This window comes from Pseudomonas aphyarum (assembly GCF_028657055.1).
In the GTDB taxonomy this organism is placed as follows: Bacteria; Pseudomonadota; Gammaproteobacteria; order Pseudomonadales; family Pseudomonadaceae; genus Aquipseudomonas; species Aquipseudomonas aphyarum.
This window is the reverse complement of record NZ_JAMDGS010000008.1, coordinates 1-13,890: the sequence shown is the minus strand read 5'-3', so window position 1 is coordinate 13,890 and position 13,890 is coordinate 1. Positions and strand designations below refer to the sequence as shown.

Here is a 13,890-nt window from a genome sequence, read left to right as displayed (position 1 = left end):
TTAAGCCTGTTCCAACTTGGTTTCAACACGGGTTGCGGAAGCAGGGATCTTCCCGGCCGCTACCAGACGCTTGTGCTGCTCGGCTTCGATGCGCTCGATTGTTTCAACCGGCACCATGTAGCCTTGGTCGTCACGTGCAGCGTGGATCACGAAGTAGATGACAGTGCCGGCCAGGCTGGCGATCGCCAACCACCAGATGTGCCAGATCATCGCGAAACCGAACACGGTCAGCAGTGCGCCCATCACCACGCCAGTGGCGGTGTTGTTCGGCATGTGGATCGGTTCGTACTTGGCCGGAGCCTTGTACGCAGTACCGTTTTCCTTGGCCTCGGTGAACGGATCGATGCAGTCTGCTTTTGGCAGTACAGCGAAGTTGTAGAACGGAGGTGGCGACGAGGTCGACCATTCCAGGGTATGGGCATTCCACGGGTCGCCGTGTTCGCACATGTTTTCCGGCTTGTTGCGGTCACGCACCGACACGTACAGCTGGATCAGCTGGCAGGCGATACCGACAGCGATCATCACCGCACCGAACATGGCAACGTACAGGTACGGTACCCACTCAGGGTTGGTGGTGGCGTTCAGACGACGGGTCATGCCCATGAAGCCCAGAGCGTAGAGCGGCATGAACGCGACGAAGAAGCCCGAGATCCAGAACCAGAACGCTGCTTTACCCCAGCCTTCGTGCAGCTTGAAGCCGAACGCTTTCGGGAAGTAGAAGCCGAAGCCTGCGATGTAGCCGAATACCGCGCCGCCGATGATCACGTTGTGGAAGTGAGCGATCACGAACAGGCTGTTGTGCAGAACGAAGTCAGCACCCGGGATGGCCAGCAGTACGCCGGTCATGCCGCCGATGGCGAAGGTCACCATGAAGCCCAGGGTCCACAGAACCTGGCTGGTGAAGCGCAGACGGCCCTGGTAGATGGTGAACAGCCAGTTGAACAGTTTCACACCCGTCGGGATGGAAATCAGCATCGTCGCCAGACCGAAGAAGGCGTTGACGCTGGCACCCGAACCCATGGTGAAGAAGTGGTGCAGCCAAACCATGAAGCCCAGTACCGAGATCGCGCCCGAAGCGTAGATCATCGAGTGGTGGCCGAACAGTTTCTTGCCGGTGAAGGCCGAGATGACTTCCGAGAAAATGCCGAATGCCGGCAGGATCAGGATGTAAACCTCAGGGTGGCCCCATGCCCAGAACAGGTTGACGTACATCATTGGATTGCCACCAAGTTCATTGGTGAAAATGTGGAAATCCATGTAACGGTCAAGGGTCAGCAGTGCCAGGGTAGCGGTCAGGATCGGGAACGAAGCCACGATCAGAACGTTTGCCCAGGTGCAGGTCCAGGTGAAGATCGGCATGTCCATCAGTTTCATGCCAGGGGTACGCATTTTCAGCACGGTCGCGAGGAAGTTAACGCCCGTTAGCGTTGTACCCAGACCGGATAGCTGTAGCGCCCAGATATAGTAGTCCATCCCCACGCCAGGGCTGTATTGCAGACCCGACAGCGGTGGATAGGCAACCCAGCCGGTCTTGGCGAATTCGCCGACGCCCAGGGACAGGTTGATCAGCACGACGCCGGATACCAGCAGCCAGAAGCTCAGGGAGTTCAGGAACGGGAACGCAACGTCACGCGCGCCGATCTGCAGCGGCACTGCAAGGTTCATCAGGCCGGTGAAGAATGGCATCGCCATGAAGATGATCATGATCACACCGTGAGCGGTGAAGATCTGGTCATAGTGTTCAGGTGGCAGGTAGCCAGGCGAACCCTCGGTGGCCATGGCCAGCTGGGTACGCATCATGATGGCGTCGGCAAAACCGCGCAGCAGCATGACCATGGCGACGATGATGTACATCACGCCGATTTTCTTGTGGTCGACCGACGTCAGCCACTCGGTCCACAGGTAAGTCCACTTCTTGAAGTAGGTGATTGCAGCGAACAACGCCAGACCACCGAGCGCGATCATCGAGATGGTGACCATCACGATCGGCTCGTGGAAAGGGATCGCTTCCCAACTTAATTTACCAAACATCGTTTACTCCTCTGCCCCGGCAGCTGAATGCGAATTCGAGTCCATATCCGTTGCCGCCACTTCTTTCTCTTTCTTCTCGTGCTTCAGCGGCTTGCCCGGTTTCATGCCTTCGTACTTGTCGACGATGGTCTGGAACAGGTTCGGCGTGACCGAGGAGTAGAGCTCGACTGGATTGTTCTGGCTTGGCTTGGCAAGGGCTGCGTATTCAGCTGGTTCAAGCTGTTTAGGTGCCTTTTTGACTTCACTTACCCAGGCGTCGAAATCTTCCTGAGAAGTTGCGATCGCTTTGAATTTCATACCGGTGAAACCAGCGCCGCTGTAGTTGGCGGAGATACCGTCCATTTCAGCGTTGCGGTCAGCGATCAGGTGCAGCTTGGTGGTCATGCCCGCCATCGCGTAGATCTGGCCGCCCAGGCCCGGGATGAAGAACGAGTTCATCACCGCGTCCGAAGTGATCCGGAAGTTGACCGGGGTGTGCGCCGGGAACACGATCTTGTTGACCGTGGCGATGCCTTGTTCCGGGTAGATGAACAGCCACTTCCAGTCCAGCGCGACCACTTCGATGGTCACAGGCTTGACGTCGGATTCGATCGGACGATACGGATCCAGCGAGTGGGTCGACTTGTAGGTGATGTAACCCAGGGCAATGATGATCAGGACCGGAATGGTCCAGACTGCCACTTCGATCTTGGTCGAGTGCGACCATTTCGGGGTGTAGACGGCGTTCTTGTTGGAGGCGCGGTACTTCCAGGCGAACAGGAAGGTCATGACGATGACCGGCACAACGACCAACAGCATCAGCAGCGTGGCGGTGATGATCAGGTTGCGCTGTTCCAGGCCGACCTGGCCCGTTGGATTGAGCAAGGTCATGTTGCAGCCTCCCAGCAACAACGTGCCGAGCAGCGGCACTAGGCCTAGTAATCTGGGGTACCTGTTTTTACTCATCTCACGACCTCTAAAGCAGCTTGCGCAATGCAGTTGGGTTTTGATCGCCAACACTTCACCCTGCCAAGGGTTGGCATTTTCTTTGGATTGAATAAGGGCCGCCCGTCGCGCGTCAGACGCTCGACAAAACCTGGGACAGCGGTCAGTTCTTATTCGAATTCGTGGTCAAAGGCCTTGTTACAGACCAATTCCATTTGGTGCGGAAAGTTGGAAGGCACCGACACCTGGGTGTCTCGCAAGCCTCTCGGCTGCTCGACACCCGACTTCCTGCTCGCCTCCTTAATAAAGGCTGAACAGTGCCGGGAATTCAGTGCGGGCGATTGTAGATAGGTAGCGCCCTATACACCATGTCTTATCCCGAAATAATTTTTATCGCTCTGAGCAACAATCCATCACCGTTTTTGCAAAAGTTCCGCATGTTATCGAAATCGATTCTCAACAAAAACACCAAAAAATGTAGGTCTATCGGCCTCAGTTCAGACAGCTCCGAGGGCTTTTTCCCACGGCGCGATCCGCGCAAAGCCCGATATGCCAAGGCTTTTGGCCATCTGCCGGAGTCTGTTAAAACTGCCTGATCCGGCACACGCGTGCAAAAACCGAAAAACGCTGAAACAGACCAATCCTTTTTTGTAACAGCACTCCAATCCGGATCTGTTAAACGCGCTGCGACAGGGCGTGTGTGACAACATGTCGCACACCTGTCGCACCCTTCCTTGCCGTTCGTCACGGTGTTTTCACACAGACCCTGAAATGCAAAACGCCTCAAGTTGCGTCACCGCAAATCGAGGCGTTTGGTTTATCGGCGCAGGCGCCGAAAAGTTGATTCAGCGCAACGCTTTTCGGTTACGCGAGGTCAGCAGCGGCACCAGAATCACCACCAGCACGAAGGCCACCAGCGCCCATTGCGCCAGCGACAGACCGAGGATCGGCGGGTACGGCGTCGAGCAGAAACCGTCGACCTGGAAGCCCAGCGGGAAGATCTTGGCCAGCGGCAGGTCATCGACGATCGGTTGCAACACATCGATGCCGCAGCTCACCGCCGGATAGAACTGGGTGTACACGTGATGCCCGGCAACGCCGGCCCCGGCGATGGCGCAAATCACCACCAGCACCTCGAACACCGTGATGCTGCGCCGGGTGCGCATGGCCGCGCCGATGAACGCGAACAGCGCGATCAGCAGCAACGCATAACGCTGCAGGATGCACAGCGGGCACGGCGCCTCGCCCAGCACGATCTGCATGTACAGCGCGCCGCCGATCAGCGCCAGGCAGATGATGCCCAGCAACACCAGATAGCGCCGCTCACGTCCCAATCGAATCGTTTCCTCGCTCATCGCGTTTCCCTTTCATGTCCATGGTTCAGCTGGCCGGCGGCTGCGCTTGCAGTTGCGCCATCAGGCTGATGTTGTCTTCGATATGCCAATTGGCCGCGATGCGACCGTTGTCGATCTGATAGATATCGGTTGCCCGGAAGTCTACACGCTGGCCCTGCCCTTTGAGAGCCTTGAACGTGCCGGTGAAATGCCCGCGAAAGTGCAGATGCACCACCACGCGATCCCCGGCGACGATCATTTGTTCGATCTCGCAACTCAAGTCCGGCACCGCCGTGCGAAAGAACTTCGACGCCAGTAACGGCCCGGTCGGCCCCTGCACCCGGCCTTCCGGCGGAGTCTTGTCGACGAACTGCGGCGACAGGGCGGCGGTGGCCAACGCCTCTTCGCCCGTGTTCCAGAAACTGCCGTAACGCCGCGCCGCCAGTTCCATCGCATCACGCTGGGCCTTGGGCAGGCTCTGATCGACGATCAGGGTCTGGGGTTCGATCAAGGCGGATTCGGCGAACGCGAACGGACTGGACAGCAAGGCAACCGACAGGCCCAAAGTGGCCAGGCTGAAACGACGGGAAGAGGCGAAGTACGACATGGGGGCGATCCTGATCATGTAAACGAACGAGCGCCTATCATCAGCATCGAGGAATAAACGATAAACCGGTTAAGAAACGATTAACCTTTAAACAGAATTTAAGAATCAAGGTAGCGGCGCCCCCATCGCGGGCAAGCCCGCTCCCACAGGTTCGTCGTCGTTCACAGATGCTGTGTACGACATAAATCCTGTGGGAGCGGGCTTGCCCCGGGCGGCGATCCGACGATGAAGGCAACCCGGTTTCAGATCACTCCAAAGCAGCCGCCGGCCCGAAGAATTCATACCGGCTCTGTTTCTCAGGCACACCCAGTGCCTTCAGGTGACGCTTGATCGCCCCCATGAAACCTTTCGGCCCCAGGAAGTAAGCGTCCACATCACGCTCCGCCGGCAACCACTCGCCCAGTTGTTCTTCACTCAACAACCCGACCTTGTCCGCCGCCGGGCTCACGCCGTCATCCTCGGCGTAGCAATAGAAGCGCTTGAGCTGCGGATGACGTGCAGCCAGCCCGTCGATCCAGTCACGGAACGCATGCACGCTGCCGTTGCGCGCACTGTGGATGAAGTACACCGGACGCTCGGTTTCCAGCGCTGCCTCCAGCATCGCCAGCGTCGGAGTGATGCCGACGCCGCCGCTGATCAGCACCAGCGGTTTGTCGCTGGCAGTCAGGGTGAACTCACCCGATGGCGGGAACAGCTGAATGCTCGCACCCACGTGCAGTTGATCGTGCAGGTGATTGGAGGCACGACCACCCGGTTCGCGCTTGACGCTGATGCGGTACTGGCCTTTATTGGCCAGGGCTGACAGTGAGTAATTGCGGCGGATTTCTTCGCCGTCGAGGATCAGCTTCATGCCGATGTACTGGCCGGGCTCGGCTGCGAGGATCGGGCCCTTGTCCGCCGGCTCGAAGTAGAACGAAATGATTTCCGCGCTCTCCTCGACCTTGGCCGCCACGATGAATTCCCGCGCCCCGCGCCAGCCGCCGACGGCTTGTTCTTTCTGGTCATAGATGGCGGTTTCGGCGCCGATCAGGATCTCGGCCAACTGACCGTAAGCAGCGCCCCAGGCACTCATCACTTCCGGCGTGGCGATTTCTTCGCCGAGCACTTCGGAGATGGCGCGCAACAGGCAGGTGCCAACGATCGGGTAGTGTTCCGGCAGGATCTGCAGGGCCACGTGCTTGTTGATGATCTTCGCCACCAGATCGCCCAACTGGTCGAGTTGATCGATGTGACGGGCGTACATCAACACGCCGTTTGCCAGGGCGCGGGGCTGGTCACCGCTGGCCTGGTGGGCCTGGTTGAACAGCGGGCGGACTTCCGGGTATTCGGAGAGCATCATTCGGTAGAAATGGGTGATCAGCGCTTCACCGCCGCTTTCCAGCAGAGGCACAGTGGATTTGACGATGGCACGATCCTGGACGCTAAGCATAAGGGTGACTCCTGAGCTTTCTCTAAAAGTGCCTTATCCAATCCAGTATTCGTGCCAACTATTTTTTATATATAAATCAATAGCTTGAAAATTACGTAGTCAGATCGACACAAGTCACTCTATAGTCGCTTCGACTACAACGTGTCTCTTTGACTACAAGCCTATGTCCGCCAAATCATTGGTTACCGCCCTGCTCCCACTGGTCTCCGACCTGTCCCGCGAACTGCCTGAAGGCGAGCGCTACCGGCGCCTGCTCGAAGCCATGCGCGCCCTGCTGCCCTGCGATGCCGCTGCACTGTTGCGTCTCGACGGAGAATGGCTAGTGCCGCTGGCCGTAGACGGCTTAAGCACCGACACCCTAGGTCGACGTTTCAAGGTCAGCGAACACCCGCGCTTTGAAGTGCTGCTGGCCGGTGAAGGACCGACCCGTTTCGCCGCCGACAGCGACTTGCCCGATCCGTATGACGGATTGGTCGACGGCCTCGACGATCACCTCGAAGTTCACGATTGCCTCGGTTGCCCGTTGTTCGTCGATGAAAAACTCTGGGGCCTGATCACCCTCGACGCCCTCGATCCGGAGCGCTTCGAACCGATTGAACTCGACGCCCTGCAAGCCTTCGCCAGCCTCGCCTCGGCCACGGTCAACGCCGCCGAACGCATCGAGCGTCTGGCCATCCGCGCCGAAGACGAACACCAGCGCGCCGAGGTCTATCGTCAGGCCAGCGGTCAGCAGAATCGCGAAATGATCGGCCAGAGCAAGGCGCATAAACGGTTGGTGGAAGAGATCAATCTGGTCGGCGGCAGCGACCTGACCGTGCTGATCACCGGGGAAACCGGGGTCGGCAAAGAGCTGGTGGCCCAGGCCATTCACGCCGCTTCCAAGCGCGCCGACAAACCGATCATCAGCCTCAACTGCGCGGCCCTGCCGGACACCCTGGTGGAAAGCGAGCTGTTTGGCCACGTGCGCGGCGCCTTCACCGGCGCCACCAGCGACCGGCGCGGCAAGTTCGAACTGGCCAACGGCGGCACGCTGTTTCTCGATGAAGTCGGCGAGTTGTCGCTGACCGTCCAGGCCAAGCTGTTGCGGGTGTTACAGAGCGGCCAGTTGCAGCGTCTGGGTTCGGACAAGGAACATCAGGTCGACGTGCGCCTGATCGCCGCGACCAACCGCGACCTGGCCGAAGAAGTGCGCAGCGGCCGCTACCGCGCCGACTTTTACCATCGCCTCAGCGTCTACCCGTTGCGGGTGCCGGCGCTGCGTGACCGGGGGCGCGATGTGTTGCTGCTCAGCGGTTATTTCCTGGAACAGAACCGCTCACGCATGGGCCTCAACAGCCTGCGCCTGAACAGCGACGCCCAGGAGGCGCTGCTGGCCTACACCTGGCCGGGCAACGTGCGAGAACTGGAACACTTGATCGGACGCAGTGCGCTCAAGGCGCTGGGCAACTGCAAGGTGCGGCCGAAGATTCTCAGCCTGAGCGCGATGGATCTCGACCTGCCGCGCGAGGTTGTGGATAACTCGCCGGCGCCGTCCGAAGCGACTACCGCCCTGCCCTTGATCAGCGGAGATCTGCGCGCAGCCACCGAGCAGTATCAGCGGCAGTTGATCAGTGCAGCGCTTGAGCGCAATCAGGACAACTGGGCCAGTGCCGCCCGGGAACTGGGGCTGGACCGGGCGAATCTGGGGCGGATGGCGAAGCGGTTGGGGATGAAAAGCTAGAAGCACCCTCACCCCAGCCCTCTCCCGGAGGGAGAGGGAGCCGACCGAGGTGTCTTGCGCCCTACATCGACCTGAACCACCGAGTCGATTATGGATTCAACAATGCACTTTCAGGTCGGTATAGCTTTGAAGCATCCCCCATTCGGCTCCCTCTCCCTCCGGGAGAGGGCTGGGGTGAGGGCAATCGATCCAACTGACACACCACCACCCGACAACTAACCTAAAGCCCAACCTTTTGACGCCGATAACCCGGCATCAATAGTTTCTGGCGAATTTCCACCCTCGCCCACCACCTTTTTCCACAGAAGGTTTTTATGTCTTCCAACAAAGCCCGCGCAGATTCACTTTCGCTTCTGCTGTTTACCTTGCGCAGCGGCAAGCTGATGGCGATCAACCTGCTGAAGGTCAGTGAAATCATCCCCTGCCCGCCGCTGACCAAGCTGCCGGAGTCGCACCCGCACGTCAAAGGCATCGCCACTTTGCGCGGTGCTTCGCTGTCGGTGATCGACCTGAGCCGCGCCATCGGCGAGCGGCCGCTGGAAGATCCGAACGGCGGCTGCCTGATCGTCACCGACGTCAGCCGTTCGAAACAGGGCCTGCACGTGCAGGCGGTGAGCAAGATCGTGCATTGCCTGACCACCGACATCAAACCGCCGCCGTTCGGTTCCGGCGGTTCGCGCGCCTACATCACCGGCGTGACCTCGGTCGACGGCACGCTGGTGCAGGTGCTGGACATCGAAAAAGTCATCCACGGCATCGCCCCGGCGCAGATCGAAATGGCCCCGACCGAGCTGAGCATGGAAGACGCCGAAGTGCTGGGCAACGCGCGGATTCTGGTGGTCGACGACAGCCAGGTGGCGCTGCAGCAATCGGTGCACACCCTGCGCAACCTCGGCCTGCAATGCCACACTGCCCGCAGCGCCAAGGAAGCCATCGACTGCCTGCTGGACCTGCAAGGCACAGCCCAGCAGATCAACCTGATCGTCTCCGACATCGAAATGTCCGAGATGGACGGTTACGCCTTCACCCGCACCCTGCGCGAGACCCCGGACTTCGCCCACCTCTATGTGCTGCTGCACACCTCGCTGGACAGCGCGATGAACAGCGAAAAGGCCCGCCTCGCCGGCGCCAACGGTGTGCTGACCAAGTTCTCCTCGCCCGAGCTGACCCACTGCCTGATCGAAGCGGCCAAACACGTCGCCTCCCAGGGTTACTGAGTCTTGAGCGAGACGTTCTGCTTCCTGATGCGGCGCAACCTGACCCAGGGCGTGCCGGCCATCGAATGGCCGAACGGCATCGAACTCACGACCTACAGCGCCGAACGCGCATCCGCCGTGCATAAACTGATGCAGATCGGCTACCGCGAAGGCGGTGGTCGGGTGCCGGCGCTGGACGTCTGGCAACAGCAGTGCGAAAACGATCCGGAATACGATCCGGCACTGTGTTTCATCGCCAGCGATGCCGACGGCGTCATCGGCGTGGCGCAATGCTGGACCAGTTCCTATATCAAGAATCTGGTGGTGCATCCTCGCGCCCAGGGCCGTGGATTGGGTCGGGCGTTACTGCTTCATGCATTCAAGGCGTTTCAGGATCGACGCGAAGGTTTTGTCGACCTGAAGGTGCTGGAAGACAACCGGCGAGCGCAGCGCTTGTACGAAATGTCTGGAATGTATGTGGTTCGCCGGGAATTGGTGCCGGACTGACAAACTAAAATCCTGCGGCATACTCCAACCTTGGCGATCAACTTCCAAGGATGCCCGAACCATGAAACGCCTCGCCCTCTGCCTGCTTTGCCTCCTCGCCCCGTTGGCCCACGCCTCCAGCCCCGACGCCTGGGCAGCCTACGACAAAGCCGTGCTCGCCAGTTGCACCAAGGCCAGCGGCCTGAAAAACGCCAAGCCGGTCGGCAACGCCGCGCAATTCGATGACCGCGTCGGCTACACCGCGCTGTTGCTGCAAGGCCAGTACCCGCAAAAACACATGAAGGGCCAGCAAGGCACCGAGCTGTGCCTGTACAACAAGAAGTCGAAAACCGCGTTCGTCACCGAATGGGACTCGATCCGCCCGACCGCCAAACCCTGAGCGAATGGCGCACAACTTGCTTCACTCCGGGCCTGTACGGCGGCTTTATGTCGCCGATTCACACCCTGATTGAAGATTGCCCGCTCAATGAATACGACCTTTTCCTGCGTAGGCTGCGGCAAATGCTGCACCGATCACCATGTGCCCCTGACCCTGACCGAAGCCCGCATGTGGGCGGCCGACGGCGGTCAGGTGATCGTGCTGGTGGAGGCGTTTCTTGCCAACGGCCTGGGCCTGCCGGAACAGCAGCGCGAACATGCGCAACGGCGTTCGGCGGTGGTGCGCAGCGGAATGTCCGACGCCCATGTGGCAATCACTTTCGCCGCCTACAACGTCGGCCCCTGCCGGAATCTTGACGAAGACAAGCTGTGCCGCATCTACGAGCGCCGGCCGCTGGTGTGCCGCATCTATCCCGCTGAAATCAATCCGCACATCCCGCTGAACCCTGCGGCCAAGGACTGCCCGCCGGAGTCGTGGGAGCAAGGGCCAGACCTGATCGTCGGTGGCGAACTGGTGGATCAGGAACTGGTGAAGCTGATCCAGCGCTCCCGTCAGGCGGATCGCGACGACATCCGGATCAAGGATGCGATTTGCGGCTTGCTCGGCATTCGCACCACCGCGCTCAAGGGCGACGGGTTTACCGCGTACCTGCCGGATATGGGCGCGTTTGCCTCGGTGATCGATCAGGTCACGGCGCAGCCATTGAGCGAAGTTTCCAGCGAATGGCTGTTTCATGTCTCCGGCGACGACATTGCCGGGCAAGTGCGGGCGGCCGGGGCACAAGTAGTGTCCGAACCGCCGCAGACCTACGCGTTCATTTCGTTGCGAGCAGCCTAAGCGCCCTGCCGCCGCCCCCAGAACTCCCGCGCCAGCGAGCGCAAATCCCCCGCCAGCCCCGCCACATCCTGTGAGTTGAGCTGGCTCTGGCGCCCTTCATCCACCGTCAATTCACACGCTGTGCGAATGCTGACGATGTTGCGGTTGATGTCCTCGCTCACTGCGCTCTGCTCCTCGACCGCTGCAGCAATCTGCAGACTCATCTCGGTAATCTGCTCGACCCGCCCGCTGATCCCGTCCAAGGCCCGGGCCGCACGCTGGGCCTGTTCAACACTGTTATCCACATGCTCGCTGCTCTGCTGCATCACCAGCACCGCATCCCGCGCGCCGTTTTGCAGGGTGCTGATCATCCGTTGAATCTCGTTGGTCGACTGCTGAGTGCGCTGAGCCAGCCCCCGCACCTCATCCGCCACCACCGCAAACCCGCGCCCCGCATCCCCGGCCCGCGCCGCTTCGATCGCCGCGTTGAGCGCCAGCAGATTGGTCTGTTCGGCGATGCTGCGAATCACCTCCAGCACCCCGGAAATCTCGCTGCTGTGGCCTTGGAGCTGATGAATTACCTCGGTCGCCCGCCCCAATTCCTCGGCCAGCCGCAACACCGCACTGCGACTCTCGCCGACCAGCAGATGACCTTCACGGGTTTCCGTCCCCGCCATATCCGCCGCCACCGACGCCTGCTGCGCATGGCTGGCGACCTCGGCCACACTGGCCGCCATCTGATGAATCGCCGCCGCCACCTGATCGGTTTCAGCCTGCTGCGCCAACGTACTGGTGTGACTGCTGTGCAGATGATCCACCAATTGCGCGGCATGCCCGGCCAGCCGTTGCGACGCATCACCGATCCGCCCGACCACCGCGCCGACCTGCGCTTCCAGCATCTGCAAGGCGAACTCGATCTGCCCGAACTGATCCCGCCGCCCGGTATAAATGCCCTGACTCAACGGGTTGTCGGCAATCAACCGCGCACGCTCGGTCAGACGCTCCAGCGGCCGCAATAACCAACCCACACCCAGCGCACAGGCGCCACTGCCAGCCACCAGCGCAGCGGCTTCGATACCCATGGACTCGGGCCGCAGCCAGGCTTCAATCCCCAGCACCACCGCCAGCACCGAACTGGTCAACACCACGATCTTCGCCCGCAAACTCAGGCTCGGCAGCCGCTGCCACCGCGCCACGCGCCCCTCACGTAACTGCGCATATGCCCGCTCCGCCGCAGCAATCTGCCGCGCATCCGGCCGCGTACGCACCGACTGATACTCCACCGCAGCACCGTTCTGCGTGACCGGCGTGACATAGGCACTGACCCAGTAATGATCACCGTTCTTGCAACGATTCTTCACCAGCCCCATCCACGACCGCCCGCCCTTGAGCGTCTGCCACATATGAGCAAACGCCTGCGCCGGCATGTCCGGATGACGCAGCAAGTTGTGTGGCGTGCCCAGCAGCTCGTCGCGGCTGTATCCGCTGATCTTGATGAAGTCGTCGTTGGCGTAGGTGATCGCGCTGGTCAGATCGGTGGTCGAGAGAATGTTCGCATCCGGCGCAACATCGACATTGCGCCCGGTCACCGGGAGATTGATCTTCATGGAAAGCGCGCTCGTTTTATTGGAAAGAGTCGGCAGGGCTGCTGACTCTAAGCGCACTAACTGGTTAAACGTTGATCTGGCTCAGGAACTGAGCAATTAGCCATCACTGTGACCGAAAATCACAGCGACGGCCGAAGCGGGAATGAATCAGCGCTTGCCCATCGAACGGCGAGTGCCCGACGGCGCCACACCCGGAATCTTGGCGTGACGGTCACCGTCCTTGCCCTTGAACTGCGGCTGCTTGGCCGCTTTGGCCGCCGCCAGCTCACCTGGCTTGAACGGAAACTTGAACGCAGGAATGGTCGGCTTGGATTCACCGGCCTCGGCCAGCTCTGCCGGGACATCGCTCACAGCGTTGTCGATTGGGGAAGTCATGAAAGCTCCGCGAAGCAAAAAGTCCGGCCCGGTGGACGAGCCGCGAAAGCGCGCAGTATACCTGCGTGTGCGGACTTTAAAGAGTCCCCAAAAGGGTACGACTGGTCCCTTTTTGGGACTCTTCGACTAGCGGATCACGTTTGCGGATCAACCCGATCCAGCGCCCGATTCACCGCAAGCTCCGCCAGCATGATGATCTGCTGGATTCCCAACGCCGTACTGCGCTGCGGGCCCGAAAGCTCATTGGCAAAATTGCTGGCAATGGTACTGGCCGAAGCCAGGGATTCGCAGGCATTGGCCAACAGGCTTTCGGTGTCGACGTTGGGAGTGACCATGTACATCGTGCTCGGGCGAGGTTTGGCAGGGTTGGGGCAGAGGTAATAATCGAGGGCGCGTTTGATGGCTTCGCGGTTACGGGCGAGGTCTTCGGCGCGCATGGCCTCTTCGAGTGGGGTGGGTGATTCGAGGGGTGGGTCGGGTATCAGTTTGTCCATGAAAAGCTCCTACTTGGCTATGGAGCCATCCCTTGTCGTTTCCACACGACAAAAGGTGGCAGCTGTACGCAGGGTGGAAAACCGATAAGTAGGCAACCGGCCAGACCGAAGTCTGCCTGCGCACAGCCGCCGCGACGCAGTTTGCAGACGAAAGAAGACATCGGCAACGATTACGGGGAGATGCTTTGCAACTACTTGAAATCAGGTTTCCACACCTGTTCGCTGAATTGGCAGCGACAGCCAAAGACTAGAGAGCGCACTTCCGACGGACAACCTGAAAACCTTGTGGGAAGGATCCGGTGTGATTGTTGAGATTTAAACAACCTCAAAAGCCCCCTCACCCTAGCCCTCTCCCGGAGGGAGAGGGGACTGACCGTGTTGTTTGGGAGGGCTACGCCGACGTGACATACCGTGGTGAACTCGGTTTTTAAAAAGCACACATCCCGCACCCGCCTCTGCCTTTGCCTCTGC

Annotated in this window: 13 protein-coding genes and 1 pseudogene; 5 read left to right on the top strand and 9 right to left on the bottom strand. The window is 60.1% G+C overall.

Features of this window, described 5'->3' with window-relative positions; translation table 11 throughout:
- The 5 genes from cyoB to hmpA form a co-directional block, all read right to left on the bottom strand.
- Complete coding sequence (cyoB, locus tag M5G18_RS12410) at nucleotides 1-2,031, bottom strand: cytochrome o ubiquinol oxidase subunit I (RefSeq protein WP_007956721.1); 2,031 nt, start codon at nucleotides 2,029-2,031, stop codon at nucleotides 1-3.
- Nucleotides 2,032-2,034: 3 nt separating this feature from the next.
- On the bottom strand, nucleotides 2,035-2,976 hold the full coding sequence (gene cyoA / locus M5G18_RS12405) for a ubiquinol oxidase subunit II (protein WP_085606895.1): 942 nt from the start codon (nucleotides 2,974-2,976) through the stop codon (nucleotides 2,035-2,037).
- 824 nt (nucleotides 2,977-3,800) lie between these two features.
- Nucleotides 3,801-4,310, bottom strand: a complete 510-nt coding sequence (locus M5G18_RS12400; RefSeq protein ID WP_007956723.1) for a disulfide bond formation protein B — start codon at nucleotides 4,308-4,310, stop codon at nucleotides 3,801-3,803.
- A 25-nt stretch (nucleotides 4,311-4,335) separates the two neighbouring features.
- Nucleotides 4,336-4,896, bottom strand: coding sequence for an ester cyclase (locus M5G18_RS12395; protein ID WP_273898750.1), 561 nt, complete (start codon nucleotides 4,894-4,896; stop codon nucleotides 4,336-4,338).
- Nucleotides 4,897-5,143: 247 nt separating this feature from the next.
- On the bottom strand, nucleotides 5,144-6,325 hold the full coding sequence (hmpA, locus tag M5G18_RS12390; RefSeq protein ID WP_192562340.1) for an NO-inducible flavohemoprotein: 1,182 nt from the start codon (nucleotides 6,323-6,325) through the stop codon (nucleotides 5,144-5,146).
- Between the two features lie 163 nt (nucleotides 6,326-6,488).
- Between hmpA and norR the strand changes: the two genes are divergently transcribed.
- The 5 genes from norR (at nucleotide 6,489) to M5G18_RS12365 (ending at nucleotide 10,964) form a co-directional block, all read left to right on the top strand.
- Entirely contained in the window at nucleotides 6,489-8,045 is a 1,557-nt protein-coding gene (norR, locus tag M5G18_RS12385; RefSeq protein ID WP_273898749.1) for a nitric oxide reductase transcriptional regulator NorR, read from the top strand.
- Nucleotides 8,046-8,359: 314 nt separating this feature from the next.
- Entirely contained in the window at nucleotides 8,360-9,262 is a 903-nt protein-coding gene (locus tag M5G18_RS12380; protein ID WP_179693799.1) for a chemotaxis protein CheV, read from the top strand.
- A 27-nt stretch (nucleotides 9,263-9,289) separates the two neighbouring features.
- Nucleotides 9,290-9,748 (top strand): GNAT family N-acetyltransferase, encoded by a 459-nt coding sequence (locus tag M5G18_RS12375; protein ID WP_273898797.1) that lies wholly within the window; start codon nucleotides 9,290-9,292, stop codon nucleotides 9,746-9,748.
- A 61-nt stretch (nucleotides 9,749-9,809) separates the two neighbouring features.
- Nucleotides 9,810-10,127, top strand: a complete 318-nt coding sequence (locus tag M5G18_RS12370; RefSeq protein ID WP_273898748.1) for a hypothetical protein — start codon at nucleotides 9,810-9,812, stop codon at nucleotides 10,125-10,127.
- Nucleotides 10,128-10,214: 87 nt separating this feature from the next.
- Nucleotides 10,215-10,964, top strand: a complete 750-nt coding sequence (locus tag M5G18_RS12365; RefSeq protein WP_273898747.1) for a YkgJ family cysteine cluster protein — start codon at nucleotides 10,215-10,217, stop codon at nucleotides 10,962-10,964.
- Here M5G18_RS12365 and M5G18_RS12360 read toward each other — a convergent pair.
- The 4 genes and pseudogenes from M5G18_RS12360 to M5G18_RS12350 form a co-directional block, all read right to left on the bottom strand.
- Complete coding sequence (locus M5G18_RS12360; RefSeq protein WP_420793314.1) at nucleotides 10,961-12,025, bottom strand: methyl-accepting chemotaxis protein; 1,065 nt, start codon at nucleotides 12,023-12,025, stop codon at nucleotides 10,961-10,963. The two genes, M5G18_RS12365 and M5G18_RS12360, sit on opposite strands and share 4 nt — an antisense overlap.
- Nucleotides 12,026-12,268: 243 nt before the next feature.
- Nucleotides 12,269-12,550, bottom strand: a pseudogene (locus M5G18_RS29025) (PAS domain-containing protein); the annotation flags it as partial.
- A 147-nt stretch (nucleotides 12,551-12,697) separates the two neighbouring features.
- Entirely contained in the window at nucleotides 12,698-12,925 is a 228-nt protein-coding gene (locus M5G18_RS12355; protein ID WP_039765632.1) for a hypothetical protein, read from the bottom strand.
- 134 nt (nucleotides 12,926-13,059) lie between these two features.
- A complete protein-coding gene (locus tag M5G18_RS12350; protein WP_085610952.1) occupies nucleotides 13,060-13,419 on the bottom strand; it encodes a DUF6124 family protein in 360 nt (119 codons plus the stop codon).
- Nucleotides 13,420-13,890: the final 471 nt, after the last annotated feature.